The 26,845-nt window shown below is 66.8% G+C and carries 27 protein-coding genes and 1 pseudogene; 17 read left to right on the top strand and 11 right to left on the bottom strand.

From position 1 onward, the window contains the following. Nucleotides 1-32: 32 nt before the first annotated feature. Nucleotides 33-284, top strand: a complete 252-nt coding sequence (locus tag AC3A6P_RS07110; RefSeq protein WP_487690114.1) for a hypothetical protein — start codon at nt 33-35, stop codon at nt 282-284. Nucleotides 285-288: 4 nt separating this feature from the next. Here the strand turns inward: AC3A6P_RS07110 and AC3A6P_RS07105 are convergent, their stop codons facing one another. Then, entirely contained in the window at nt 289-1,671 is a 1,383-nt protein-coding gene (locus tag AC3A6P_RS07105) for an FAD-binding oxidoreductase (protein WP_487690111.1), read from the bottom strand. A gap of 157 nt (nt 1,672-1,828) precedes the next feature. Between AC3A6P_RS07105 and AC3A6P_RS07100 the strand changes: the two genes are divergently transcribed. The 4 genes from AC3A6P_RS07100 (at nt 1,829) to AC3A6P_RS07085 (ending at nt 5,254) form a co-directional block, all read left to right on the top strand. Further along, entirely contained in the window at nt 1,829-2,647 is an 819-nt protein-coding gene (locus AC3A6P_RS07100) for an ABC transporter ATP-binding protein (protein ID WP_487690107.1), read from the top strand. Between the two features lie 12 nt (nt 2,648-2,659). Continuing rightward, nucleotides 2,660-3,679: an aliphatic sulfonate ABC transporter substrate-binding protein gene (locus AC3A6P_RS07095; RefSeq protein WP_487690105.1), complete on the top strand. Its 1,020-nt coding sequence runs from the start codon at nt 2,660-2,662 to the stop codon at nt 3,677-3,679. Between the two features lie 155 nt (nt 3,680-3,834). Further along, entirely contained in the window at nt 3,835-4,488 is a 654-nt protein-coding gene (locus AC3A6P_RS07090; protein WP_487690598.1) for an ABC transporter permease, read from the top strand. 109 nt (nt 4,489-4,597) lie between these two features. Continuing rightward, complete coding sequence (locus AC3A6P_RS07085; RefSeq protein ID WP_487690102.1) at nt 4,598-5,254, top strand: SDR family oxidoreductase; 657 nt, start codon at nt 4,598-4,600, stop codon at nt 5,252-5,254. Between the two features lie 166 nt (nt 5,255-5,420). Here the strand turns inward: AC3A6P_RS07085 and AC3A6P_RS07080 are convergent, their stop codons facing one another. Then, nucleotides 5,421-6,362, bottom strand: a complete 942-nt coding sequence (locus tag AC3A6P_RS07080) for a cupin domain-containing protein (protein WP_487690100.1) — start codon at nt 6,360-6,362, stop codon at nt 5,421-5,423. Between the two features lie 83 nt (nt 6,363-6,445). On the opposite strand from AC3A6P_RS07080, the gene AC3A6P_RS07075 reads away from it, so the two are divergent. From AC3A6P_RS07075 to AC3A6P_RS07035, 9 genes are all read left to right on the top strand, one after another. Beyond that, nucleotides 6,446-7,282: an NAD(P)H-binding protein gene (locus tag AC3A6P_RS07075; protein WP_487690097.1), complete on the top strand. Its 837-nt coding sequence runs from the start codon at nt 6,446-6,448 to the stop codon at nt 7,280-7,282. Beyond that, nucleotides 7,279-7,701, top strand: a complete 423-nt coding sequence (locus AC3A6P_RS07070; protein ID WP_487690094.1) for a pyridoxamine 5'-phosphate oxidase family protein — start codon at nt 7,279-7,281, stop codon at nt 7,699-7,701. Before AC3A6P_RS07075 ends, AC3A6P_RS07070 begins: the two co-directional genes overlap by 4 nt. 233 nt (nt 7,702-7,934) lie before the next feature. Further along, nucleotides 7,935-8,375: an SRPBCC family protein gene (locus tag AC3A6P_RS07065; RefSeq protein ID WP_487690092.1), complete on the top strand. Its 441-nt coding sequence runs from the start codon at nt 7,935-7,937 to the stop codon at nt 8,373-8,375. A gap of 175 nt (nt 8,376-8,550) precedes the next feature. Further along, nucleotides 8,551-10,032 carry an aldehyde dehydrogenase family protein gene (locus AC3A6P_RS07060; RefSeq protein WP_487690089.1) on the top strand — a complete coding sequence of 494 codons (1,482 nt, stop codon included), beginning with the start codon at nt 8,551-8,553 and terminating at the stop codon, nt 10,030-10,032. After that, a complete protein-coding gene (locus AC3A6P_RS07055) occupies nt 10,032-11,396 on the top strand; it encodes an MFS transporter (protein WP_487690086.1) in 1,365 nt (454 codons plus the stop codon). Before AC3A6P_RS07060 ends, AC3A6P_RS07055 begins: the two co-directional genes overlap by 1 nt. Beyond that, nucleotides 11,393-12,583 (top strand): FAD binding domain-containing protein, encoded by a 1,191-nt coding sequence (locus tag AC3A6P_RS07050; RefSeq protein ID WP_487690083.1) that lies wholly within the window; start codon nt 11,393-11,395, stop codon nt 12,581-12,583. Before AC3A6P_RS07055 ends, AC3A6P_RS07050 begins: the two co-directional genes overlap by 4 nt. A gap of 2 nt (nt 12,584-12,585) precedes the next feature. Beyond that, entirely contained in the window at nt 12,586-13,677 is a 1,092-nt protein-coding gene (locus AC3A6P_RS07045) for an NADH:flavin oxidoreductase/NADH oxidase (RefSeq protein WP_487690080.1), read from the top strand. 122 nt (nt 13,678-13,799) lie between these two features. Further along, nucleotides 13,800-15,410, top strand: a complete 1,611-nt coding sequence (locus AC3A6P_RS07040; protein ID WP_487690077.1) for an alpha/beta hydrolase — start codon at nt 13,800-13,802, stop codon at nt 15,408-15,410. Nucleotides 15,411-15,463: 53 nt separating this feature from the next. After that, nucleotides 15,464-15,886: a nitroreductase family deazaflavin-dependent oxidoreductase gene (locus AC3A6P_RS07035; RefSeq protein WP_487690075.1), complete on the top strand. Its 423-nt coding sequence runs from the start codon at nt 15,464-15,466 to the stop codon at nt 15,884-15,886. A gap of 5 nt (nt 15,887-15,891) precedes the next feature. Here the strand turns inward: AC3A6P_RS07035 and AC3A6P_RS07030 are convergent, their stop codons facing one another. Beyond that, complete coding sequence (locus tag AC3A6P_RS07030) at nt 15,892-16,341, bottom strand: SRPBCC family protein (RefSeq protein ID WP_487690072.1); 450 nt, start codon at nt 16,339-16,341, stop codon at nt 15,892-15,894. Between the two features lie 167 nt (nt 16,342-16,508). Between AC3A6P_RS07030 and AC3A6P_RS07025 the strand changes: the two genes are divergently transcribed. From AC3A6P_RS07025 to AC3A6P_RS07015, 3 genes and pseudogenes are all read left to right on the top strand, one after another. After that, entirely contained in the window at nt 16,509-17,090 is a 582-nt protein-coding gene (locus tag AC3A6P_RS07025; RefSeq protein WP_487690069.1) for a TetR/AcrR family transcriptional regulator, read from the top strand. Between the two features lie 174 nt (nt 17,091-17,264). Next, nucleotides 17,265-17,459 (top strand): annotated as a pseudogene (locus tag AC3A6P_RS07020) (alpha/beta hydrolase family protein); the annotation flags it as partial. After that, complete coding sequence (locus AC3A6P_RS07015; RefSeq protein WP_487690066.1) at nt 17,456-18,076, top strand: DUF3159 domain-containing protein; 621 nt, start codon at nt 17,456-17,458, stop codon at nt 18,074-18,076. The pseudogene AC3A6P_RS07020 and the gene AC3A6P_RS07015, both read left to right, overlap by 4 nt. A gap of 22 nt (nt 18,077-18,098) precedes the next feature. Here the strand turns inward: AC3A6P_RS07015 and AC3A6P_RS07010 are convergent, their stop codons facing one another. The 8 genes from AC3A6P_RS07010 to AC3A6P_RS06975 are packed head-to-tail and all read right to left on the bottom strand — an operon-like array spanning nt 18,099 to nt 26,844. Beyond that, nucleotides 18,099-19,406: an aspartate aminotransferase family protein gene (locus AC3A6P_RS07010; RefSeq protein ID WP_487690596.1), complete on the bottom strand. Its 1,308-nt coding sequence runs from the start codon at nt 19,404-19,406 to the stop codon at nt 18,099-18,101. 48 nt (nt 19,407-19,454) lie between these two features. Then, the gene (locus AC3A6P_RS07005) at nt 19,455-20,432 is read right to left on the bottom strand and encodes a 5-oxoprolinase subunit C family protein (protein ID WP_487690064.1); all 978 of its coding nucleotides are present in this window, start codon (nt 20,430-20,432) and stop codon (nt 19,455-19,457) included. Then, nucleotides 20,425-21,318, bottom strand: coding sequence for a 5-oxoprolinase subunit B family protein (locus tag AC3A6P_RS07000; RefSeq protein WP_487690061.1), 894 nt, complete (start codon nt 21,316-21,318; stop codon nt 20,425-20,427). Before AC3A6P_RS07000 ends, AC3A6P_RS07005 begins: the two co-directional genes overlap by 8 nt. After that, nucleotides 21,315-22,097, bottom strand: coding sequence for a 5-oxoprolinase subunit PxpA (locus tag AC3A6P_RS06995; protein WP_487690058.1), 783 nt, complete (start codon nt 22,095-22,097; stop codon nt 21,315-21,317). Before AC3A6P_RS06995 ends, AC3A6P_RS07000 begins: the two co-directional genes overlap by 4 nt. Continuing rightward, nucleotides 22,094-23,332 (bottom strand): sugar ABC transporter substrate-binding protein, encoded by a 1,239-nt coding sequence (locus AC3A6P_RS06990; RefSeq protein ID WP_487690056.1) that lies wholly within the window; start codon nt 23,330-23,332, stop codon nt 22,094-22,096. Before AC3A6P_RS06990 ends, AC3A6P_RS06995 begins: the two co-directional genes overlap by 4 nt. Before the next feature lie 40 nt (nt 23,333-23,372). Beyond that, nucleotides 23,373-24,383: an ABC transporter permease gene (locus AC3A6P_RS06985; RefSeq protein ID WP_487690053.1), complete on the bottom strand. Its 1,011-nt coding sequence runs from the start codon at nt 24,381-24,383 to the stop codon at nt 23,373-23,375. Next, nucleotides 24,380-25,378, bottom strand: a complete 999-nt coding sequence (locus AC3A6P_RS06980) for an ABC transporter permease (protein ID WP_487690051.1) — start codon at nt 25,376-25,378, stop codon at nt 24,380-24,382. The genes AC3A6P_RS06985 and AC3A6P_RS06980 overlap by 4 nt, the downstream gene beginning before the upstream one ends. Then, nucleotides 25,375-26,844, bottom strand: coding sequence for a sugar ABC transporter ATP-binding protein (locus AC3A6P_RS06975; protein ID WP_487690049.1), 1,470 nt, complete (start codon nt 26,842-26,844; stop codon nt 25,375-25,377). The genes AC3A6P_RS06980 and AC3A6P_RS06975 overlap by 4 nt, the downstream gene beginning before the upstream one ends. Nucleotide 26,845 lies beyond the last annotated feature (1 nt).

Here is a 26,845-nt window from a genome sequence, read left to right as displayed (position 1 = left end):
TTCAACGCCAACGAACGGCAGAGAAGGTAACGATGTCATTTTCAATTCCGGCGGGCGGCGCCGTCGGCGTGCTGCTCATGACAGTTTTCCTCGTAGTGGCCATCGCGTTCGCCACTGCCGTGTGGGTGTATCGCGACGCCCACGCCTCCGCCAAGCGGGGCCGGCCGGTGACGTCGAGGGTGGGCTCGTTCCACCTCAAGAAGCCGGTGGCCTGGTTCGTCGCCTGCCTGCTGCTGTGGGAGATGGCCTTCCCTCTCTACATGGACAGCCGCCACCCCGCCTGAATCTTCAGACGAAGACCTTCCCGGGGTTCAGAATCCCGTGCGGGTCGAGGGCGTGCTTGACGGCACGGTGCATGCCCAGCACCACGGGGTCCAGTTCCCTGCTCAAGCCGCCCATCTTCAGCAAGCCCACGCCATGCTCGCCGGTGACCGTTCCACCGAATTCCAGCGCAGCGTCGATGATCTCGGTGAAAGCCTCCTGGGCGCGGACGCGAGCCTCGTCGTCGCCACGCGGGGTGATGAGCAGCGGATGCAGGTTGCCGTCGCCGGCGTGCGCGATGTTGGCGATGGTCACACCGAAGCGCTGCCCGATTCCCTCGATCCGCGCCAACATCTCGGCGACGTGGCGCTTCGGCACACAGACATCCTCGGTGAGGACAGGACCCAGCCGCTCCATCGCCGGATACGCCAGCCGTCGGGCCGCGAACAGGTCGTCGGCCTCCTGCTGATCGGTGGACACCGCCGACCAGGTGGCACCGGCCGCGTCGAAACACGCCAGCATGGTGTTCGCCTCCTGCTCGCCCGCCGGGTCCGGACTGTCCACGCGTCCGAGCAGCACCGCATTCGCCTCGACGGACAAACCCATGTTCTTCCACGCGTCGACCGCGAGAAGACACTGCCGGTCGACCAGTTCCAACGCTGAGGGCGTCAGTCCCGCCGCGGCAACAGCGCTGACCGCCCGTCCCGCATCGACGATGGAGTCGAAGTAACCGGCGATGGTGCGCTGCGGCCCCTGCAGCGGCCGCAGTCTCACGGTCACCTCCGTGATGATCCCGAGCGTCCCCTCAGAACCCACCATCAGTCCGGCGAAGTCGTAGCCGGCCACCCCTTTGGCGGTCTTGCGTCCCAGGCGCACGATCTCGCCGGTACCGGTCACCACCTGCATCCCCAGCACGTAATCGCGGGTCACCCCGTATTTCACACAGCACAGCCCGCCGGCGTTGGTGGCCACGTTTCCGCCGATCGTCGACCACGGCGAGCTCGCTGGATCGGGTGGGTACCACAGACCGTGTGTCGCGCTGGCAGCGCGCAGGTGGTCGTTGACGACGCCGGGTTCCACCACCGCGTACCGCTCGAGTTCGTCGATCTCCTTGATCGCGGTCATTGCCTCCAGGGAGACGACCACGCACCCGTCGGTCGAGTTGGCGCCGCCCGACAGGCCGGTTCCCGCACCTCGGGTCACCACCGCGGTGCGGTGATCGATGCAGGCGCGCACCACGGCTTGGACCTCTTGGGTGCACGTCGGGCGCACCACCGCGACCGGCGTCCCGTGTGGGGCCCATTCGGCTTCGTCGTGTTGATAGGTGGCCATGACGTCCGGGTCGAGCAACAGCCGGTCGGCCGGGACACTTCGCCGCAGGGCGTCGATCAGGGGGTGGTCAGCGGACACTCACCGACCGTAGTCCGACGCCGAAGCAGGGCCGCCACGCGTTCCGTACGACTCGGGAACAGTTCAAACCGCCATGGTGAAAAGTCGTGACGGTTTCGCTCTCCTGACCCAGCATCGAGGTGCACCTGGCACATGATCATCTGGCTGGAGTTCCCGTATGCCCGCGAGTACCCCGGTCCTGGATGCGCGGGTTGCCCATCAGGCGTTCTCGGTCTCCCTCGACGGTCTCGGGCGGGCGTTCACCCAAGGCAAAGGTGCGTCGCGTCCGGTTCTGCGCGACGTGACCCTGGAGATCGAGCCACGCGAAATCGTCGCCATCCTCGGAACGAGCGGCTGCGGTAAGTCGACCCTGCTGCGGATCATCGCCGGGTTGGACACCCCGACGGCGGGTGCAGTGCGCATCAACGGGACACCGGTCACGTCCTACGACCCGCGGTGCGCCGTCGGTTTCCAGGAACCACGACTGCTGCCGTGGCGCACCATCGCGGCAAATGTCGCGCTGGGACTGCCCAGGAACACCCCCGCGGCCGCCGGCCGGCAGACGGTGGCCACCCTGCTCGAGCTGGTCGGCCTCGCCGAGTTCGCCGGCCATCGCCCGCGCGAGATCTCAGGCGGTATGGCGCAACGCACCTCACTCGCCCGCGCGCTGGCCCGCAACCCGGGGGTGCTGCTGCTCGACGAACCGTTCGGTGCGCTCGACGCGCTGACCCGGCTGAAGATGCAGGACCTTCTCCTTGATGTCCACGCGGCCGCCCCCGCGACGGTGCTGCTGGTCACCCACGATGTCGACGAGGCACTGCAGCTCGCCGACAGGGTTCTGCTGATCGGCCATCAGGACGGCACGGCCGGGGCGTCGATCCGCCAGACGATCGTCGTTCCCGGCGATCGTCCACGAGACCGCGGGTCGGCCGAACTCGCCGAACTCCGCGGCCGGCTTCTCGACGGCCTCGGCATCGACCGACACACCGCCCACTGACGAAAGCAGCGCATGAAGATCTCAGCATTCGCCTCGACACTCGCGACCCTGGCCCTGCTTGTCAGCGGGTGCGTCTCCGGCGAGAACCAGAACACCCCCGAAACCGGGGACGACGCAGCCTCTCTCGAGGGTCAGGAACTCAACATCGACTTCGCCACCTACAACCCGCTCAGCCTCATCATCAAAGACCAAGGCTGGCTGGAGGCACAGGGCGTCGACGTCAACTGGGTACAGTCGGCCGGTTCCAACAAGGCCAACGAAGCCCTGCGGGCCGGCGCGATCGACGTGGGCTCCACCGCCGGCTCAGCAGCACTGCTGGCGCGTTCGAACGGCTCGCCCATCCAGGTGATCGCCATCTACTCGCAGCCCGAATGGGCCGCACTTGTCGCTCCCCCGGGCAGCGACATCACCAGCGTCGAGCAGTTGGCGGGCAAGAACGTCGCCGCCACCAAGGGCACGGACCCGTATTTCTTTCTCCTGCAGTCCCTGGAGGCACACGGATTGAGCGCCGACGACGTGACGGTGCAGAACTTGCAGCACGCAGACGGTTGGGCAGCGCTGCAGAACGGTTCGGTGGACGCGTGGGCCGGGCTCGACCCCATCATGGCCGGCGCCGAGGAAACCGGCGCCACGTTGTTCTACCGCGATATCGACTTCAACAGCTACGGCTTCTTGAACGCCCGGGAGGACTTCCTCGAGAACAAGCCCGAATTGGCCCAGCTGGTGGTCGACGCTTATGCCGCCGCGGCTGATTGGGCGGCGGCCAACCCAGAGCAGACGGCACAGATTCTCGCCGACGTCGCCGGCCTCGACCTGCCGGTTGCGCAGAAGGTGATCAACGAACGCTCGAACCTGGACGTCGATCCCGTACCCGGTGAGACGCAGCTGGCCGTGCTCGAGAAGATCGGCCCGATCTTCGTGGACCTCGGTGACGTTCCGAATCAGCAGCAGGTCGACGACGCACTGGGTTCGATCGTCAATGACAGCTTCGTGAAGCAGGCCGACCCGGCCCGCGTCCAGCACGCCTCGTGACCCAGGCCACCTCCGCTTCAGTCGAGCCGGCCGGCAGGGCGCAGGGTTCGGCGGTGTTGTCCCGGTGGCTCCGCGTTGTGGGCGGCTCTCTGCTGCCAGTGGTCATTCTGGTTGTCTGGCAGGTTGTTTCGACGAGTGGGCTGGTGCCGCTGTCGATGCTGCCCTCCCCGTCGATGGTGTGGCTGGCCGCCGTGGACCTCAGTGAGCGCGGCCTCTACGGGCACTACATCGCCATCTCCACGCAACGCGTTCTGCTGGGATTTGCCATCGGGGCCGCGGTCGGGCTGGCTGCAGGCGCGCTGGTGGGGCTGTCTCGGCTGGCCAATATCCTGCTGGCACCGTCGTTCGGCGGGATCCGTGCCGTGCCGTCACTGGCCTGGGTGCCGTTGCTGATCCTGTGGTTCGGTATCGGCGAGGAATCCAAGATCATCCTGATCGCCATCGGCGCGTTCTTCCCGGTGTACACGATCGTCGGGTCGGCGCTGCGGCACGTCGACAACCACCTCCTCGAAGCCGGCCGGGCGTTCGGCCTGCACGGCCTGCGCCTGTTCGCCACCGTGCAGCTGCCCGCGGTGGTGCCCTCGACCGTCTCCGCGCTGCGCCTGGCGTTGGCACAGTCCTGGCTGTTCCTGGTGGCCGCCGAACTGATCGCCAGTTCGATGGGCCTGGGTTTCCTGTTGCTGGACTCCGGCCAGAACGGGCGGATCGACCGCATCTTCCTGGCGATCATCTCGCTGGCTCTTCTGGGAAAGCTGACGGACTCGATTCTCGGTCTCTTCGAGAAGTGGGCCATCACGAAGTGGGCGTGACCCGCCTTTCGCCTTAATGTGATCTTATTTTGTCCTTATGTTTCTTAGATTCTGATGTACGGTGGGGTTCCCGAGCCGATTGCCTCAGCAATGACGGAAGGAACTCGACATGCGAAACGAACCCGCACGGATCGTTCTGGTGACCGGCGCCTCCCGGGGCATCGGCGGCTCGGTGGCGCGGCGCCTGGCCGACGCGGACACCCACGTCATCGTCAACTACCGCCGAAACGCCCGGCGCGCGGAAGCCATCGCGGCGATGATTCGCGATGCGGGTGGCCGTGCCTCGACTCTGGCGGCCGACATCTCCGACGAAGCCGACACCACCGCGATGATCGGCGACATCGCGGCCCGCTTCGGGCGGCTGGACGCGGTGATTCTCAACGCCTCGGGCGGCCTGGAACTGGAGGCAAATCCGGGCTACGCCTTGCTCGACCGTGATGCCCAGCGCCGCCTGGCCTTGTGCGCCATGTCGGTGATGCCGGCCGGCGGACGGATCGTCTTCGCGACCAGCCATCAGGCCCACTTCTTCCCCAACAAGGCCGTGCCGAAGGGCTACGCGCCGGTGGCCGCGAGCATGCGCGCGGGCGAAACAGCCCTGTATGCAATACGTTCCGTTTTTGCCCGAGCCGGTGTGCACTTCACCGTGGTGTCCGGAGATATCGCCGACGGCGACGACTTCGCCGCTGCGATCGTCAACTGCGTCACCACCGCGAACCCGCCCGGCGTTGTCTACGTGGGCGGGGCCAACTACCTCATGACCGCTTGACCGGACCCTTTCCCGGCAAGCGGTGCGTCAGCGCCTCTGATGGGGAGTCGACACCGCGCTGACGCCGGGTTCTTCGGCGAAACTCGGGGGTGAGCGCAGTACGAATGCGTTGTCCGACAGTCACTTCCACTCAGCGAGACCGAGCCGCCGGTCCGGGCTTTCTGAGCTACGCCCCTGAACGCTCCAAAGCACGGCGGAATTCGCTCGGGTTGACACCCCGGACCCGTTTGAACGCTGCGCTGAACCCGAACGGATCGGCGTATCCGACTGAGCCGGCCACGTCAGCGATGGTGGCGGTGCCCTGCTCGAGCAGGAGATCCGAGGCGAGCGTCATCCGCCAGCGGGTGAGGTAGGTCAGCGGGGGTTCGCCCACCAATTCGGTGAATCTCTTCGCCAAGGTGGACCGGGAGACCCCGGTGCGGTCGGCCAGCGACGAGACCGTCCATTGCGCGGCCGGATCGGCATGCAACAGGCGCAGCGCATCGCCGACCACCGGATCCCGCTGCGCCGCCCACCAGGCCGGTGGTTGCCCGCCGGGCCGGTCGAACCATTCGCGCAGCGTGCACACCAGCATCCAGTCCAGCAGTCGGTCCAGCACCACCTGCTGACCGGGGATGTCCAGCGCCACCTCCGCGGCCAGGTGATCGAGTACCGCATCCCCGGTGCCCCCGGCACCGACCCGGAGGACGGTAGGCAGGGCGTCCAGGAGCGGCCGGCTGATCTCGCCGCGCACCGGGTAGGCGCCGACGATGAGAGTGGTTGCACCGCTGATTTTTTGAGCGTCATCGGCCCAGCCCAGGCGGTGCCGGGTCCCGCCCTGCTCGGGGGTGGCGCAGAACTCACCGCACGCGATGGGCTCCGCCGGGGTACCGAGTTCGTCGACGAACATGAACGTCGTCGGCCCGCGCACCACCACGGTCTCGCGCTCGCCGAGGGGTTCCGGCGGCCCCTGCTCGGGCACGATCCAGCCCGTGCCGCCCAGGACGGTGCACAGCGTCAGCGGTGCACCGTCCACGAAGTGCAGCGCCCACGGCGCCGTCAGGGTGGTGCTGCCGAACAGCGAGCCATGCGCGCGAACCCCACGGCACAAGTCATCGAACACGTCCATACCAACCTAGGTTAGACGAATGGACAGGCAATCCGGCCTTTCACCTATGGAAGAGTCCGAGAACTGTGGGTTCAATGGGGGTCATGACCAACAACACCACCCTCGTCCTCGGCGCCACCGGCAAAACCGGCCGTCGGCTCGCACCGCGGTTACGGCTGCGCGGCACGGCCGTGCGCGCCGCCTCCAGATCCAGCCAGACCTCCTTCGACTGGTCGGACCCGGGCGGCTGGGACGCCGCACTGCAGGGCGTTCGTGCGGTGTACATGGTGGCTCCGCGCGATCCCGGCCCGGCGCACCAGTTCGTGGCACGCGCCGAGGCCGCCGGTGTGCAGCAGTTGGTCCTGCTGTCCGGGCGCGGTGCCGACACCTGGGGCGATTCCTCGTTCGGATTGGACATGCGTGGCGCCGAGGAGGCGGTGCGTGCCTCCGCACTCGACTGGACCATTGTGCGGCTCAACAACTTCAACCAGAACTTCGACGAGGAGAACTTTCACGCCCCGCTGCTTCGCGGGGAACTCGCCCTGCCGGCCGGCGAGGTGCCGGAGCCGTTCATCGACATCGAGGACGTTGCCGATGTCGCTGCCGCGGTCCTGACCGAGCCGGGCCGGCACAGCGGCCAGGTCTACGAGCTGAGCGGTCCGCGAGCGCTCACCTTCGCCGAGGCCGTCGAGCTGATCTCACGGGCGTCGGGGCTGTCGATGACCTACAAGCAGGTCTCCCCTGCCGAATACACCGAGCTCCTGGCCGAGGACGGCGCAAGTGAGGAGGACGCCCACCACGTCGCCGAGATGTTCGTGTTGATGGAACAGGGGCTGATCGCCGCGCCGACGGACGGTGTGGCCACCGTGCTGGGCCGCCCGCCGCGGACTTTCGAGGATTACGTCGTGCGGGCCGCGGCGGCGGGAGCGTGGTCACGGTGACCGACACTTCGCTGACCACCCAGGATCTCGAGTTCCTGAGGCGCCCGCTCTACGGTTTCCTGACCGTGGCGCAGGGGCCACGCCCACCGCAGCCTCGTCCGGTGTGGTTCGAAGCCACCGAGGCTGGCACCGTCCAGCTGTTCACCGGTCCCGAGACCGTCAAAATCCGTCGGCTACAGGAAGATCCGCGTGCCTCACTCGTCGTTGCCGCCCCCGTCGGCGAGCGGGAACGGTGGGTGTCGGTGGCCGGGCGCACAGAAGTGGAACCCGCGGGCGCCCACGAGTTGGCCGCCCGCCTTGCCGCGCGCTACTGGGACCTCGACGACCCGGGCCGGGCCGAGGACCTCGCCGAGATCCTGGCACAGGATCAGGTGCGCCTGATCATCCACCCGGACAAGGTGAGTCGCTACGCCATGTAGGGGCGGCTGGAAACGGTGCTGTCGACGGGCCCGGTGCGATATGGCAGTGGGCATGCCGGAACCCTGCGCCCCACCGACCGCATTCTGATTCCCCCGGCAACCGGGCGACACGCGTCGCCGGTGTGGGATTCGGTGGTTGCAATGGCAATCCGCGGGTACGGCCACGGCCTTCGACGCCGCCGTACCGTTGCGGCGCTGAGTTTCGCCGGCGGGCAGGATGGCAATCATTGCGCATGGCCATCACCGAATCCCGCGAGACCGTCATCGAGGCGACCCCCGACGAGATCCTGGACGTGCTGTTCGACCTCGAGTCGTTGACCGAGTGGTCGTCGGCCCACCAACAGGTCGAGATCCTCGAACGCGACGCCGACGGCCGCCCCAAACGGTCGCGGCAAGTGGTCAAGATCGTCGGGGTCACCGACGAACAGGTGCTCGACTACTCCGTGCACGACGACGGCGTGAGCTGGACACTGGTCAGCTCGAAACAGCAGAAGGCGCAGGAAGGCCGGTACACGCTGTCCGCCGACGGGAACGCGACGCGGGTGCGGTTCGACCTGACCGTCGACCCGATCGTTCCCCTGCCGGGTTTTCTGGTGAAGAAGGGCGCCAAAGGCCTGATGGAAACCGCCACCGACGGCCTTCGGGACCGCGTGCTCGCTGTCCGGCGCGGCTGAGGAGCGACCCCCGGCAGGGTCCCCGTCCTTCGTCGCCACTGCTGGCGGTGTGTCAACAGCTACACAAGAAGCGCACGCAAAGTGTCTTTCGAGACATTGAATGCGCTACCCCGGTGTGTCGACACTCATAAAGGCGTCCTCGAGCAGAGCGCCTCACGCCAGGAAGGACAGACCCATGACCCAAGTCGCCAGCGAGGTCGACACCACCACCCCGGTGGCACACCGCGGCATCGTCAACCCGGCCACCGGTTCGGTCATCGACACCGTGCCAGAGCTCGGCGCCGAGGCCATCGATGCCGCGGTGGCCACCGCCAAGACCGCCTTCGAGACGGGGCCGTGGCCGGCCATGACCCGTAGCGCCAGGGGCCGTCTGCTGTTGAAGATCGCCGACGCCATCGAAGCCCATTCCGAACGGCTCTACACCCTCGAGGCGCTCAACAACGGGCGGCCGATCACCGAGACTCGCGCACAACTGTCCCGGGTGCCGGAGTGGTTCCGCTACAACGCGGGTCTGCTGGCAGCACAACGTCCTGCCGTGTTGCCCGGCGACGGACCCTATCTGACCTACCAGCAGCGGCTGCCACTCGGCGTCTGCGGCATCATCACCCCTTTCAATCACCCCCTGCTGATACTGGGGCGCAGCGTGTCCGCGGCGCTGGCCAACGGCAACACCGTGGTGGTCAAACCTTCGGAGCTGACACCGCTGACCACCTTGGCGCTGGCCGACATCATGACCGGCGCGGGATTGCCCGAGGGGGTGCTCACCGTGGTCACCGGCGCGCGGGAGGCCGGTGTCCGACTCACCGAGCATCCCGACGTCGCCAAGATCACACTGACCGGAAGCACCGAGGCCGGCCGCTCGGCAGCACTGGCCACCGCGGCCCGATTCGCCCGTGTGACAGCCGAACTCGGCGGTAAGACCCCCGTGGTGGTCTTCGACGACGTGGATCCGGTGGCAGCCGCCGAAGGTGCCGCGTTCGCCGCCTTCGTCGCCGCCGGCCAGTCCTGCGTCGCAGGCTCCCGGTTTCTGGTGCACCGGGGCATCTACGATGCCTTCGTCGCTGCCCTGACCGAACGGGCCCGCGCCATCCGGGTGGGCGACCCCACCCTGCCGGACACCCAGATGGGTCCGCTGATCAGTGCTCGCCAGCGGGACAAGGTGCGGGATCTCATCAACATCGGGGTGGAGGAGGGCGCGCGGCTGGCCGCGGGCGGGCGCGTTCCGGAGCTGCCGGATACGTTGCGGGACGGTTTCTTCCTGCAGCCGACCGTCCTGGCCGATGCCTCCATCGACATGACCGTCGCGCTGGACGAGATCTTCGGACCGGTGGCCGTGGTCATTCCCTTCGACGAGGAGGACGACGCCGTTCGGATGGCCAACGACAACCGGTTCGGCCTCGGTGCGGGCGTATGGACCCGCGACATCGGCCGTGGGCACCGGGTCGCCGCACGCATCGTCGCAGGCATGGTGTGGATCAACGACCACCACCGACTCGAACCGTCGCTGCCCTGGGGTGGGGTCAAAGAGTCCGGCACCGGTAAAGATGCCGGATCGGAGTCCTTCGACGACTTCTCGTGGATCAAGACCATCGTGGTGCGGACCGCAGCCGAACCCGTCGACTGGTACGGCGGCCGCGAGCAGGGACGGTTGAACTGATGAACTCCCCGACAACCAACACCGGGTGGCGCACCGAGATCACCCGAATCCAGTGGCTGGTACTGGCCGGCACCACCTTGGGCTGGGGCCTCGACGGTTTCGCCGCCAGCCTCTACATCCTGGTGCTCGGACCCACCATGGGAGAACTGTTGCCCAACAGCGGCATCGAGGTCGATCCGGCGGCCATCGGCTACTACGGTGGTCTGACCGTCGCACTGTTCCTGTTCGGCTGGGCGGTGGGCGGGATCATGTTCGGCGTACTCGCCGACTACTTCGGCCGTACCCGGGTGCTCTCCGTCGGCATCTTGACCTACGCCGTCTTCAGCGCCCTGGCCGCGTTCTCCGAAACATGGTGGCAGCTCGGGCTTCTGCGGTTCATCGCCGGTGTGGGCTCGGGTGTCGAGGCACCCGTGGGCGCCGCCCTGATCGCCGAGACCTGGCGCAACCGCTACCGCGCCCGGGCCGGCGGCATCATGATGGCGGGCTACGCCGGTGGGTTCTTCGCGGCGGCCGCCGCCTACGCCCTGCTGGGGCACTACGGGTGGCGTCCGATGCTACTGCTGGCCGGCCTGCCGGCGCTGCTGGTGTGGTTCATCCGCCGCTACGTTCCGGAACCACCGGAGGTGGCGGCGAGCATGCAGGCGCGCAAGAACCGGAAACGCGCCGGTGCCAACACGTCTCACGATCGCTTTGTCCTCCGCCGCCTGTTCGCCCCGCCGCTGCTTCACCCGATGCTGGTGTGCACCACGCTGGCCACCGGTGCGTTGATCGCGTTCTGGAGTGTCAGCACCTGGTACCCACAGGTCATTCGCGGTGTCACCGCAGCCGAGGACCTGGCCCGTGATGTGGCCGATCACCGCGTGGCGATGGCGGCCATGCTGTTCAACGCCGGCGGCATCCTGGGCTACGCCTCGTGGGGGTTCCTCGCCGACGCGATCGGGCGCCGCAAGTGCTTCATGGTGAGCTTCATCGTCGCCGCGGTCTCCGTCGCGTGGGCCTTCCCGTTCGACCGTAGCTACACCGAATTGCTGATCGCCATGCCGTTCCTCGGCTTCGGCCTGTTCGGGGCGCTGTCGGGAACCTTCATCTACGGACCCGAGGTGTTTCCGCCCAGCGTCCGTGCCACCGCCATAGCCACGTGCAACAGCGTCGGCCGCTTCGTGACGGCCCTGGGCCCGCTGACCGCCGGCGCCATCGCCACCTCATGGTTCGGCGGCAACCTCGGCCTGGCCACCGCATCGGTGGCAGCTCTGGGACTGGTCGCCGTCATCGGGCTGGCCTTCGCCCGAGAGACGCAGGGGCAACCACTTCCGACCGATCCCGAGTCGGCCACCACTTCGCACAACGAGAAGAGCTCATCGTGAGTCATTACGCCAACGCCTCCGCCATCGTCATCGGTGGGTCGATCGGCGGCCTGACCACCGCGCTGCTGCTGCGGGATCTCGGATTCACCGTCGATGTCTACGAGCGCACCCCCACCGCGCTCGACGGTCGAGGCAGCGGCATCGTCCTGCAGCCGGCCACCGTACGGTGGTTCACCGAACGCAGCACCCAGAGCCTCGATGACCTGAGCACAGCGACGAATGTCGTTCAGTACCTGGATCGCACCGGTGAGGTGGTGTTCCGCGAACCGTGCACCTGGACCTACACGTCGTGGGGCACCTTCTACCGGGCCCTGCTCGCCGATTTCGGCACCGAGCGCTACCACTACGGTGAGTACGCGTGCGGGTTCGATCAGGACGACACCACTGTGACGGTCCGATTCGTCAGCGGCACAACGGCGTCCGCAGACCTCGTGGTCTTCGCCGACGGCGTGACCTCTGTGGCCCGGGAGCGGTTCGACCCCGAGGCGCGACTGCGTTACGCCGGTTACATCGGATGGCGCGGCACCGTCCCGCTGCGGGAGCTCACCCCGTCGGCCCGGGATGTGCTCTCCGACGCGATCACCTACGACGTGGTTCCGCACTCCCACATCACGATGTATCCCATCCCGGGCGAGGACAGCCTGGCCCTGGAGGACCGGCTGATGAACTACGTCTGGTACCGCAACGTGCCCGCCGGTGCCCAGCTGACCGAGATGCTGCTCGACAAACGGGGGTTTGCCGGATCGGTATCCGTGCACCCGGGGCAGGTGCAGGACCGCTACGTCACCCAGATGAAGGCGGACGCGGCCGACCTGTTCGCCCCCGCGGTCGCCGAAGTGGTGCAGTCCACCGAACAGCCCTATCTGCAGGTGCTCTCGGACGTGCGCTCGTCCCGGATGGCGCTGGGACGGGTTGCGCTCATCGGTGACGCGGCCTGCGCCTCCCGGCCTCACGCCGCCGCCGGTACCGCGAAGGCTGCCGCGGACGGCTGGACCCTGGCGGCGGCACTGCAGGAATCCGGCGGTGACATCGCCGCGGCCCTGACCAAGTGGGAGCCCGCCCAGCTGCAGCTCAGCGACTCGCTACTGCGGCGGGTCGTCGCGATGGGCGACCGGTCCCAGGTCAGCAACACCTGGACCCCCGGTGATCCCGACCTGCGATTCGGCCTCTACGGCCCAGGACTGTGACCATGACGCATCTGTTCACTCCGCTGACCCTGCGGGAGATCACCTTCGCCCACCGGGCCTGGATGTCGCCGATGATGCAGTTCGCCGCCGTGTCCGCCGGACCCGCAGAAGGCAGCCCGACAGACTGGCATCTGCAACATCTGGGATCCCGGGCGGTGGCGGGCGCGGCACTGGTGATGGTGGAAGCCACCGCGGTCCAACCCGTGGGACGCAGCAGCATCTACGACCTGGGGCTGTGGAATGACGTTCAAGCGAACGCTTTTCGCCGGATCACCGACTTCGTGGCCGCGGCGGGGTCGGTGCCCGGCATCCAGTTGGTGCACGCCGGGCGCAAAGGATCCACCGGACGACCATGGCCGGACGAGCACGGCGCCGATGATCACCGCTGGCCCACCGTCGGACCCAGCGCAGTCCCCTTCGGACGCTTGCCCAGTCCCGCGGAACTGGATGTCACCGAAATCGCCGAGATTGTCGACGGTTTCGCCGCAGCAGCCCGCCGTGCCGCCGGGGCAGGATTCAAAGTGCTCGAACTGCACGGCGCCCACGGCTATTTGATCCATCAATTTCTCTCGCCATACTCCAACACCAGAACCGACGCCTACGGCGGCGTCCTGGCCAACCGGCTCCGGTTCGCGCTGGAGGTCGTCACCGCGGTGCGCCGCAACTGGCCCGAAGAACTACCGTTGTTCTTCCGTGTCTCGGCCACCGACTGGCTGGGCGGCGACACCGATGACCATCGGCCGGGCTGGACTGTCGCCGACACCATCGAACTCGCCGGACAGCTCAAGGACCTGGGGGTAGATCTGATCGACGTGTCCTCGGGTGGATCGGCGCCGGATGCACGGATCCCGGTGACGCCTGGCTACCAAGTCCCGTTTGCCGCGCGCATCCGCAAGGAGATCGAAATCCCCACCACCGCAGTGGGTCTGATCACGGAAGCAGACCAGGCCGACGCCATCATCACCGGAGAACAGGCCGACGCGGTGTTCCTGGCCCGAGTTTTGCTGCGCAACCCGGCGTGGATCCGTCAGACCGCCGACCACCTCGGCGCCGCTCTGCACTACCCGCCCCAGTACAGCCGCGCGTACGGGTAGCCGCGCTGCGGTATGGATACATCCCCTTACTTTGGCGGCTTTGCATTTGGCCGATCCGCCAACACAATTCGCTTCGGCCGCTAGCATCATCCCCGCGGGTGAGGCGGTCAAAGGGGGGACTCATGGCGCAGACCTCGGTGTGGTGGGGTGCCGGTGTGCTGACCGCGGGAGTGTCCGCGGCCCTCCTGACCGGCGCGGGCGCGGCGACCGCGGACACCGGGGTCGGCGCAGACGCCGGCACCGCGAACGTCTCCGCACCGGAACACACCCGCGACGGCGCTGCCGACGCACCGGAGGCGGACCGAGGAAGGGATCCGGAACGCCGCACCGCCCGACGCGGCGACACAGGTCAGCGCAGTGACACAACACAGCGCAATGACACAAGAGAGCCTCGGGATACTCCGAACCCGACCCGCGCGCATCGCGAGAAGAACTCGGAGGCAACCGCTTCCCGCGACGGCAAGGTGAAAGCCAAGACCTCCCGTCGGCCGGCCGCGGAAGCCGACCCGGTACGGAACCACCAGCCCACTGCCCCCGTCCCCGGCGTCGGCGACCCTGCGTCGGTGCCGACCATCCCCGTCGTCGCTGACATCCTGGGCCCCTTTCAGCCCGACTACCCGCCGCTGGTCCGCACCGTCGGGTCGGCAGTCTTCAACGTTCTGGGCGCGGTGGTGCAGGCGGCCGACGGTGCGCCGGTGGTGCCACCGTCTTTGCGGGATTCGGTCCGGGTCAGTAGCTCCACCCTGGCGCTCACACCCGGTGACGAACTGGATGCCGACTGGTACTTCCCTACCCAGGGCGCGCAGCCAGAGCGCCTCATCTACCTGCAGCACGGCATTCTGGCCACCGCCCCGATGTACAGCTACACCGCGGCCTATCTCGCCGAGCGCACCAACAGCGTCGTCGTGGCCACCACTGTCACCTCCAACCCGTTCGCCGACGGCGGTATGTGGCTGGGCGGCGACACGATGCACCAGGCGGTGGCGCAGCTGTTCCTCGACGATGACCGCGCAGCACTGGCCGCGAGCCTGGCCAGCGCAGCGCTCGAGGTCGGCGCGCCGATCCTGACTGTTCCGAAAGACGTTGTGATCGTGGGTCATTCGCTGGGCGGCGGGTTCGCCCCCGGCGTCGCCGGCCACTACGCCGAAGCCCTGGCGGCTCGCAGGGCAGACGGCCGGAACGACGAGGACACGGCCAACCACCTGGCCGGGGTGGTGTTGCTCGACGCCGTCCCGTTCGTCCCGATCCTGCCGGACGCGATGGACCGCTTGGCGAGGTTGGAATACAGCCACAACGGCGACCCCGCCGACTACGTGCCGGTCTATGAGATCGGCGCTCCGCAGAACTTCCTGAACGCGCTCAGCGCGGTCAACGATCAACTCTCGGAGGCGCGGCCCGGGAAGTTCAATGGCGTCGTCATCAACGGTGGCGTCCACATGGACGGCATGCTCGGCGGCAACCCGCTGATCCAGGCCGCCGCTTACCTCGTCGCGGGCATTCCGCAGCGCCAGAACCCGTCGGCAGTGCAGTTGCTCATGGCCGGCTGGATCAACGACATGTTCGACGGCGGCATCGACCCCGCCACCGGCCGGTGCCTGGGCGCCGACTGCCGGGGGGAGTACGGCGAACCGGGTGACACCCTCGTCCTCCCGTCTGAGCACGGATCGGCAACGGCCCTGGCGATCGGCTCCGGTACGCCGTCCGGCCTTCGGGTTCTGCGGTCAGCGGTGTGACGCCCACCGCTGCCGCGGGGAATAAAACCGTCGTCGCCGTTGTTGGGCACCGCGTGACTGACAAAGCTGAACTGAGCCCCACCGACTGGGTCCGCGAGCAGACCAAACGCATTCTGGAGCAGGGCACCACCGACGGCGTCGAGGTGCTGGACCGGCCCATCGTGCTGTTCACCACCACCGGCGCAAAGTCCGGTAAGCAGCGTTACGTGCCGCTGATGCGAGTCGAGGAGAACGGCCGCTACGCCATGGTGGCTTCCAAGGGCGGCGACCCCGCGCACCCGTCCTGGTACTGGAACGTCAAGGCCAACCCGTCGGTCACGGTCCAGGACGGTGACAAAGTGACCAGCGGAACCGCGCGGGAGATCGAGGGCGCCGAGCGTGAGCACTGGTGGGCGCTGGCCGTCGAGGCCTACCCGCCCTACGCCGAATACCAGACCAAGACCGACCGGTTGATCCCGGTCTTCGTGGTCGAATAGGCCGTCTACAACCGCTCGGCGACCTCCGCGAGCCGATCGAGCGACCCCTTGAGCTTGTCGCCGGTGGTGGCGCGGGCTCGTTCCATGCGCGCCTCGTCGGTCAGCCTCGACCAGTCATAGGTGTGGGTGACCCGGGTGCTCTGGTCGCTGAGCGGTTCCAACTCCCATCGCCACAGATGCCCCGGCGGCGGGCTGTCCGGCTCTGAGGGCTGCCACGCGATCCGCCGGCCTTCCTCGAACTCCACCACGTGGTTGTGCCGTTGGGCGCCCGTGGTGATGGTCGTGACGAAGACGTCCCCGGTGGCAGTGACCCGTTGCCCCGGGGCGGCCTCGTCGAGGTTGTCGTTGGCGTCCCACTCCGGTTGCCGCGCGGGATCGGCGATCAGGTCGAATATGGCTGCGGCCGGTGCGTTGACATCGCGGCCGACGCTGACGACCCGCGTGAAATCACCCATGGACAAAACCGTACGGCGTCGTCGGCGACCGCCCCCGGCCGGCACACCCAAGTCGGATCTCCCTTGACCTCGGTGTCACTTAGTGACACAGTGTGGTTGTCATCAAGTGACAGGGAGGAGGCATCGTCATCTCTACCAGCGACCGGCAGGCGCAGGCACGGCTGGAAGTGTCGCGGCATGCCTGCGCACTGTTCTGGGAACGTGGGGTTTCGGCCACGAGCGGCGACGACATCGCTGCCGCCGCGGGACTTTCCACCCGCACCATCTGGCGCTACTTCCGTTCGAAAGAAAGCTGCGTCGAGCCCGTGCTGGCACTGTCGGCGCAACGCTTCATCACATTGGCACAGCTTTGGCCCCCGCAGTTGTCGCTTGCCGAACACATGGCCGCCAACATGGCCGACCACCCGTTGACACCGCAGGAACTGGCCGATGAAGTCAGCGCGTTGCGCATCGCGGTGATGTCCCCGGAGGAACCCGCGCTGCGTACCGCCTACCTGATGGTGCACGACGAAATGGAGCGAGCCTTCGTTCCCGTGATCGCCCAGCGGTTGAAGCTGCCCGAAGACCACCTCACCGCCCGGCTGTGCGCGGCCGCGGTCACGGGCGCCTTCCGCGTCGTGGACGAAGACGTCGGCCGCCGGGTCATCGTCAACAAGGAGAAGGTGTCCCAGCAAGAGGCACTGGACCTGGTCGACCGGGCCATCCGCGACGCCACCAACGGCAGGCTCGGCGGACCCGTCGAAATCTGACCAGACAACCGACAGCACAAGCCCATCACACACTGACCACGATCCGGCGAGAGAGCACGACCTCGCCGGCGGGGTTAACCCTGCCCCCGACCAGTTAGGACTTCCATGAACCTGCCCCCGCACATACCCGGCGAAGATCTCTTCAACCCGCCCACCCGCACCGGAGCGGTGATCTCCCCCATCACGAAAGTGGACCAGATCCGCACACCGCTGCTGGTGATCCAGGGCGCCGATGACGCGCACGTGGTCCACGCCGAATCCGACAACCTGGTCAATACGTTGCGTGCCCGAGATGTCAACCCGGAGAACGTGATCGAGCGGCGCGCCATGGCCCGATTCCTCGGCAAGCAGCTGGGAGGGCGCGTATGAACATCGAGGACAGTCAGCCGAAACCGACACTGCTGCAACAGATGGGCGGCGTGTCCGGCCTGATCTACGCCAGTGTCCCGAGCCTGGTTTTCGTCGCTGCGGACGCGGTGGCCGGACTGCACGTTGCGGTCGCGTTGGCCGTGGGCGCCGGCGCCGCCACAGCGCTGCTGCGGCTGGTGCGCAAGGAGCCGTTACAGCCTGCCCTGTCAGGGTTGCTCGGCGTCGCGCTCGCTGCCTTCATCGCCTACCAGACAGGTTCCGCGAAAGACTATTTCCTGGTGGGCATCTGGATGAGCTTCGCACTCATGGTGGTGTTCCTGGTATCCATCGTGGCGCGCCGGCCGCTGGTCGGTGTCATCTGGGGCGCACTGAGCGGTCATGGTCAGGGGTGGCGCGCTCACGGCCCGTCCCGGCTGGGCTACGACATCGCCACGCTGGTCCTGGCGGCCGTGTTCGCGTCCCGGTTCGTGGTGCAGAACTGGCTCTACGACGCGGACGCCACCGGCTGGCTGGCCTTCGCCCGAATTGCCATGGGCTACCCGTTGACAGCCGCGGCACTGGTGGTCGTGGTCTGGGCGATCCGCCGCTCCGAGCGACACGCCCAGGCCCTGGCCTGACACCTGTTGCCCCGCGGGCGGCCTACCGCGCTGCCTGTGACAGCACGTCGTCGAGTTCGACCAACAGCCGGTCGGCGTGCGCGGTGGTGAACGGCAGCGGCGGGCGGATCTTGAGTACGTTCTCGTGCGGACCTGACGCGCTGATCAGAATGCGACGCTCACGCAGTTCGTTGACAACCCATGCGGCTGTCGCGGAATCGGGTGCGCCGCCATCGACGAACTCCACCGCGGTGAACAGACCGGCGCCTCGAACACCGCCGATACCCGGGTACCGGCCCGCGAGTTCTCCGAGGCCCTCCAGCAGACGCCGGCCCGAGCGCTGCACGTTGGCGAGCAGGTCTTCATCGTCGATGACGTCCAGTACCGCCGTGGCTGCGGCGATACTCACCGGGTTACCGCCGAAAGTGTTGAAATAGCGGATGTCGCGGCCGAATCGACTCATCACCTCGTCGCGGCCCACCACGGCGCCGATCGGGACGCCGTTGCCCATCGGTTTACCGAGTACCACCAGGTCGGGTTCCAGACCGTGGCGCTCGAATCCCCACCACACTGAGCCGAGGCGACCGAAGCCCGGCTGCACTTCATCGGCGATCCACAATCCGCCCGCCTCCCGGACTGCGCGTTGCGCAGGCGCCAGAAGCCCGGCGGGGTCGGACTGCACTCCATCGCTGGACAGGATGGAGTCCACGATCATCCCAGCGAATCCGACGCCGCGGGAGTGCAATTGGACGATCGCGGTGCGCACCCGGTCAGCGAATGCCTGGGCCACCGTCGCGGGATCGTCTCGCTGTGTGTCGGGGGCGGCCACCAGGGCAACGTGATCACCGATGCGGTTGTTGGGGCCCAAACTGGGAGAGATCTCCGCGGCCGCGCTCGTGGTGCCGTGGTATGCGTGTGATGTGCAGATGATGCCCTGCGCCCCGGTCTCGTAACGGGCGATCCGCAGGGCCAGATCCACCGCCTCACTGCCGGTGCAGGTGTAGACCACTTTCGACAGCGGGTCGGGAAAAAGCGCGAGAAGCCGTTCGGAGTAGGCGATCACGGGTTCGGTCAGGTAGCGGGTGTGAGTGTTGAGGACCCCGAGTTGCGCATCGACCAAGCGCCGCACGTGCGGGTGGCTGTGTCCGACAGCCGGCACGTTGTTGTACGCGTCCAGATATTCTTTGCCGTCTTCGTCGTAGAGGAACACCCCTGCGCCACGGGCCGCCACCACCGGATGCCGGTAGAACAACCGGTAGCTGGGCGCCAGTACCGCCTCCCGTCGGCGGATGAGCTGCTGGGCAGCGCGGTCCAGGTGGTCGAAATCGGACCCGTCGAAGGCGTTCGCCATGTGTTGGGTCTTCGCGGTCACGTTTCTCCTAGGTGTTGTGTCGCTGGGTCAGGTGAGCTGTGCGGACTGATACACAGAGGCGATGGTGGAGTCGCGGAGCCGGCGGGCAGCGACTGCGGCGTCGATGTCGACCTCGACCAGGCGCACGGTGTTGGGTGCCTGCATCTGCGCCAGGACGTCGATATCGACACCGATGACCGTTCCTATGGTGGCGTACCCACCGCCGGTGACTCCGTCTCGTAAGAGGCAGATCAGTTCCTGCCCGCTGGGGACCTGGATCGACCCCACCGGATAACCGAGATCGACGACATTGCTGGGATCATCGCCTGCCCCGAATGGTGCCTCGCGCTCGACGAACTCCAAAGGCGTTCCGCTGAGCCGGTATCCGACGCGGTTTGCCTCGGTACCGATGGTGAAATCCGTTGACAACATCTTCTCGACACTGATGTCGGTGAACCGGTACCTGCACAACCCCAGGACAACACGGATCTCCTGGTGATCGGCCAGTGCCGGGCGGGCGGCCGGGTCCACCGAATACCCGAGGCGCGGGTGAGGGCCGTACTCGTCGGCACACCTGAGCACGTCACCAGCGCGCAGCTCGCGTCCGTCCACTCCACCGATACCGGACGGCAGGTAGGTGGATCTGCTTCCCATCACCTTCGGCGTGCCGATGCCACCGCGCACGGCGATGTAACTGCGGGTGCCGTTCAGTGTCGGACCGACGGTGAGTGTCTGGCCCGCCCGCACTGGAAGCGTCGTCCACGTGGGCATCGGTGCGTCATCGACCCGCAGGTCCACTTCAGCACCGGTCACCGCAACAACGGTGTCCCGGCGGAAATGCAGTGCCGGACCGGTGAACACCGATTCCAGGGTGGCCGCTCCCGGATCATTGCCCACCAGAGCGTTGGCCACGTGATGAGAGAAGTAGTCCATGGGTCCTGACGGAGGCAGGCCGATGGCGAAATAACCCTTACGGCCCTGGTCTTGGACCAGCGTCTGCAGGCCGGGGGCGACAACCTCAAGCATGTGCCAGCTCATCGAGCAGGGAGCCGTTGTAGGACAGCGGATCGTCGAAGAAGTGGGCGAGGGCGAATTCCACCGGTGTCCGCCGGTAGCGATAGGTGCCTTCCTCCACGTCCGCGCGGATCGCGTCGTACTCTTCCGGCCCGATGGGCCGATACTTGACGATCATTCCCGCTTTGGCGAGCACCGGATCGTCGACGAAATCGGGTAGCTTCTGCGCCAAGTCGAACACCGGTGTAGCCGCGCGCCCCAGCAACTGGTAGCCGCCCGCACCGCGGGCCGGGTAGATGGTGGCGAATGCACCGCCATGTCCGAGGGCGCGTTCCGGGGTGTCGGTACGTGGGCGGACGTACTTGGGGGCCTGCAATTGCATGTCATCCGGCACCAACTGCATGGACTCCGCGTTGCCCGGCACGAAGCACATGAAGGTGACGATGAACGGATTTCCCGAGTGCGCGGCGATGAAATCGTCCGTCGAGCCGAAACCATTGATCCGACTGATGTATTCGAGATCCGTTTCGGTGGCGGATTGGTGCCGGTCACGGAAACGCATCAGCGTCTCGGTACTCCACGGATCGTTGTAGAAGATCGGAACCTCGAGGATCTCGGTGTTGAGCACGACATCCGTCGTGTCACCCAGACTGCGGTGTAGCTCGAGAATCGGTTCGCGCAACGATCGCGGGTCGCACAGGTCGGGGTCCACCCGCACCATGTAACTGGCATTCGACGGGCAGATGTCGACGATACCGTCGATCGCGAGGTCAGCCAGGGCATCGGTGATCGCCTGAATCCGCAACGCGCCCGACAATGACATGTGTTCGGTGAGTTCGACGAAGACGAACTCTTCACCACCGAAGCTCAACCGTGATCCGTCAGGCAGATCGCTCATTGCCGGTCCTCGAATGCGGAGCGCACGTCAATGTCGTTCTCGGCCAACACCCGACGGATCGCGGTGGCAACGGCCACCACGTTCGGCCGGTCGCCGTGTACACACACCGTTTGAACCGGCATCGGAATCTCGCGCCCGGACACGGTGAGCACCGTTCCGCGTGCCATGCGAAGCGCTTGCTGCGCAACGACTTCCGGATCCCTTGGCCCGGGTCGAGGCTCGATGATGTTGCGGCCTTCCTCGCTGAAATCCAGGTCGGCAGCGTTGTCGGCGATCACCGGCAACCCTGCGATACGCAATGCGTCGGTGCCGGGGCCGGGCGCCAGCAACAGCGGAATGCCCTTCTGCAAGCCCTGCAACGCCTCGCCGATGGCCACTGCCCGCTCTGCGCTGGTGACGATCGAACCGTAGAACGCGCCGTGCGGTTTGACGTGGCTCAGCGTCACCCCGAAGCGACTGGCGATCCCCATCAGCGCACCGACCTGGTAGAGCACATAGTCGACGGCGTCGGTGTCGTCGATGACGATCGGCCTGCGCCCGAAGCCCAGCAAGTCGGGGAAGCCGGGATGCGCGCCGATGTTCACTCCGGCCTCGACCGCCATTTCCACCGCACGGTTCATGGTCGATGGATCACCGGCATGCCACCCGCACGCGACGTTGACGGTGGTGACGAGCCGGACCAGTTCACGATCCTCACCGAGGCTCCACCGGCCGAAGCTCTCGGCGATGTCGGCGTTGATGTCGATGGTGGTCACGGTGGTGTCCTCTCCTGCCGTCATTGCTGTTCCTGAACGCACCCGGGCAGCCCGGACGGCTCTTGCACTTCAGTGACATCGCCTTCACGCCAGCCGCTGTCACAATCGCCGCGGGTGTAGCTGCGCCTCCATTCGGGCTGGGCAAAGGCCGAGACATCACCCAACGGTGTCAGTCCCGTCATCGGTTGCCCGGTCTTGGCCGCTTCGAGTGAACTCTGCGGAAGCAGATCCTTCTGGAAGATCTCGGTGACGAACGTGTCGGACTCGTTCGGGAAGAAATTACAGCCGTCGACGAATTCGACTCCGGGACAGGGCTTCGCGGTCTCGGTGGTCACCCACGGCAGCGGCATCTCGATGTTGTGCGGCACCGAGTCCGGGCCCTCCTCCAGGATTCGCAAGCCGATGCGCATCGCCACGCCGGCCTGGGCCGGCGGTGACCCCGAGGACACTCCCGGCCAGCCCTGGCTGAGCATCTTGCGGAAGTAGTTGCCGTTCTCACCGGTCACCGGCACCTGTTTGCCGACGGCCTGCAACGCCTTGATGACACCCACTTCCCCATCCTGCGACCAGACCCCGTCGACGTCGGGATGGGCGGCCAGTGCCTTGGCGGTCTCCTGCTGGCTCACCGCCGAGTCCCACTTGCCGTAATACTCGGAGACCACGGTGATACCCGGGTGTCGATCGAAGACCGCCTTGGCGGTGTCGTAGTGCACCTGATCCGTCGACGTCCCCGCAACTCCCCGGTTCATGAAGATCTTGCCCTCACCGCCCAGCATCTCGACCAGCGCTTCGGCCGTCTGGGCTCCGAAGAAGGCCGCACGCGGATCGTCGGCCTTGGCTCCGGTGATGAATGCGACGTTGTAGGCGCAGGGTTCACGCACGGTCGCGTCGTAGGCGATGAAGGTCACGCCACGCTCACAACCCTGCCTGATCGTCGGATTCAATGCCGTCGGCGACAGCGGATACAGCACCACCAGTTTGGCCTGGGCGGCGATCATCGACTGCAGGTCGGAGATCTGCTTGGCGATATCAGTGCCCGAAATCTGCTTCTTGACCACGTACTTGCCGGCGTACTCCGGCGAATCAACCACTGCCAGCGCCAGATTGGCGGCTTCGTCCTGCCAATTGTTACCGCTGTAGGACAGATCGAGGAAGATCTTGTCCCGGCCGGCGTCGGGGTCGGCGCAGGAGGCCAACGCCAGCGCCGTCACCGCCGCCATCGTCGCGGCCGCGCATCTGACGAATGTGCGCTTGATCATGCTGGTTCCTTCCCCATCATCTCGAACTCGCGTGGCCACGTCAGTCCCGCCTACCCGCCAGGCGGGAGCCCAACAGAGCCACAACGATGACGGCGCCGTACACGATCTGCTTGTATCCCTCGGCCAGACCCGTCGCACTGATGTCGATGCCGAGCAGTGTCAGCAGCAGCACACCGGCCAGAGTGCCGCCGTAACTTCCCGAGCCACCGCGGATGGACGCACCGCCCACGACGACGGCCGCGATGCTGGGCAGCAGCCACGGTTCGCCCACATTGAGGTCGGCCCCCGAGGCGTAGCCGAGCAACATCACGCCTGCCAGCCCGTACGCCCCACCGGCGACCGCGTACACCGCCACGGTGGTACGCCCCACGTCGACCCGCGCGTTCCGGGCCGCCGCGACGCTGTTGCCCAGGGCGTAGGCGCGCAACCCCAGGGTGGTCTTGTGCTGGATGAACAGACCGGCCAGGGCCACCACGATGAACAGCCACACCGCGACAGGTACTCCGATGACCGTCGTGTCCTGACGGAACAACGCCGACAGCATCTCTGGCGAACGCTGCGCCGGGGCGCCCTGGGCCACACCGAGCAACACCGACCCCAGGATGGTGCCCACCGCGAGCGTGACGATGAAGGCCGGGAATCCGAATGTGCTGATGATCAGCCCGTTGACGGCACCCACAGCTGCACACGCAACGACGGCGATCAGCACCGCGGCCGGCACCGGCAGGCCGGCCCCCCACAACGAACCCGTGAGAAAGGCGCCCAGGGCCACCGCGGAGGCCACTGAGAGGTCGATACCGCCGGTGAGCACCACCAGTCCCTGGCCGAACGCAACGACGGCGAGAAACACACCGAGGATGACAACGTTGACCACCAAGGACATCGATGGAAAATTCTCGTTGGCCAGGCGCGACAGTGGCAGGCACAGCAGAAGCAGGGCCCACACCACCACCACCTGGCTGCGCCACCACTGCCGGCGCGGCGCACGGGCCGTCGTGCCGGTGCCGAGTTCGGCGGACGACGCCGCGGATTCAGTGATTCCAGACGTCATCGTGTCAGTCCTTCCAGGACGCCGGCGGAAGCGCGCTTGGTGGCCACCCGCATGGTGACCAGGGGGATGGCCAGTGCGAGCAGGATCACGGTGCCCTGCAACGCCCCCGACCAGAAGTCTTCGACCCCGGCGGCGAAGAGCAGCTTGGGCAAGGCGATCAGGCTGCCGGCCCCGAGCATCGCGGCCACTGCGCTGCCCGATCCACCTCGGAATCCGACCAGGCCGACGGCCATGGCCGCAAAGCACGTGAGCAGGAACGGGCGCCCTGAGTTGGGGTCTCCGGACGCGGTGATCGCGGTCAGGTAGAGACCGGCGCCCGCGTAGAGTCCGCCGGCCAGGGTGTAACACACGATCTCCACCCGCCCCGTCGGTACGCCCGACATCCGGGCGGCCTGACGATCTGCTCCGAGGGCGAACGCCGCGACACCGACCGGCGATGTGCTGAAGACCCACCAGGCCGCGGCGAGTGCGAGCAGGACAATCGACGCCACCGGCACGGGTCCGAGAGGATCGGTGAGCGCGAGCGCGAAGGACTCGGGCACCTCACCCCCGGGGGCCGGTAACACCACCAGAGCGATACCGGTCAGCACGATGAAGGTGCCCAGGGTCACGGCCAGCGATTGCAACCCTGCCCGCACCACCAGCAGTCCGTTGATCAGCCCCACGAGCAGGCCCACCGCGATGACGCCGAGGATGATCAGCCAGATGGCGTCTGGATGGTCGGCCATGGTGGTGGCAGCGATGACATTGGCCAAGCTGATGGTGCCCGCGACCGACAGATCGAAACCACCGGTGATCAGGACCAGTGTGGTGCCCACCGCGGCGATCGCCAGTGGTGCCATCAGCACCACAAAATTGTTGAAGGCGTAGCTGTTTCGTTCGAAGGGTGTGACGAACAGGACCGCCCCGTAGCAGACCGCGAAAACCATTGCCGCGATCAGCGTTTCGCGGTTGGTGGCCACACTGCGCCGCGTCAGGGTCTCGACGATGCTCATCGTGCCACCTCGGCACCACGTCCGAGGATGCTGCGCATCACGGAACTCTCGGTGAGGTCGTCACCCGCGTGTTCGGCCACGATCCTGCCGCCGTACACCGCGCATACCCGGTCACACAGCCCGACCAACTCCGGGATCTCTGTCGAATAAACCAGTACGGCATGTCCTTTGGCCGCGAAGTCTCGTGTCATCTTGTAGATCTCCAGTTTCGTCGCGGCGTCGACACCGCGGGTGGGATCGAACAGCAGCAGGCACTTCGGTGCCTGCGCGATCGCTCGCCCGAACACCACCTTCTGCTGGTTGCCTCCGGACAGGTCGGCGATGCGCCGAGCCAGCATGGGCTGCGGCAAATTGACCTCGCGCGCCACCTGACCGGCCAGTTGCTGCTCGCGTCGTCGGGACAACACCGCGGCCCGGGAGAACTTCGAGGTCAGCGGTAACGTGAGATTGAAGTCCGACCGCATCTGCAAGAACAAGGCCTCGCTCTTGCGTTCCTCGGGTACCAGGGCGAAGTCCACATTCCCGGAACCTGATGTCACGGAGACAGATCCGCGTCGCGCCTGCATCTCGCCGGCCAGTGCGTAGAACAACTCTCGCTGGCCCTGGCCTTCCAGTCCTGCGACGCCCACGATCTCACCGGCGCGCACTTGTAGCGAGACACCATCGAGTCTGGTTCCGGCACTGAGATCGGACACGTCCAGCACGACCTCACCGGTGCGCTCGCACGGCTTGTCGGGGAACGCATGGTTGAACGATCGGCCGATCATCTGCTCGACGAGTTGATCCTCGGACAGTTCACCTTTGGTGAACACGGCGACGGTTCGGCCGTTGCGCAGTACGGTCCCGGTGTCACAGATCTCGGTGATCTCGGTGAGTTTGTGGCTGATGTAGATGACAGCCGCACCCCGGCCGGTGATTCGACTGATCTGACGGAACAGCCAGGCCGGATCGGGTAGGGCTGCGGTGGGTTCGTCGAGCACCAGCAGCGCCGGCGAAGTCGACAGTGCAGCAATGATTTCCACCTCCTGGCGGGCAGCGAGGCTCAACTCACTGATGAGTGCCAGCGGTGAGATGTGCGAGGCCTCCCACTCTTCGAGGCGTTCGGTTGCCGTGTCGATCAACGCGCGTTGGGACACCATCCCGAACCGCGTCGGCAGATTGGGCAGGCACAATTTGGTGGCAACGGTGATGTTCGGCGGTGCGCTCAGTTCCTGGTAGGCCATCGCCAGGCCGATCTCACGCGATGCTGCCGGCGAGCCCAACTGCAGCGGACGGCCCGCGACCATCACCCGGCCCCGGTCGGGTTCGACGATGCCCGACAGGACCTTCATCAGCGTCGACTTTCCGGCACCGTTCTCACCCAGCAACCCGTGCACCTCACCCGCCTGCACTGACAGCGAGACGTCCGACAGGGCGGCCGTGGCGCCGAATCGCTTGCTGATGCCCTCAATTTCGACATGCGCCATG

The sequence above is a fragment of the Mycobacterium sp. Soil_C_30 genome (genome assembly GCF_057656995.1).
This window is presented reverse-complemented; position numbering and strand designations above follow the sequence as displayed.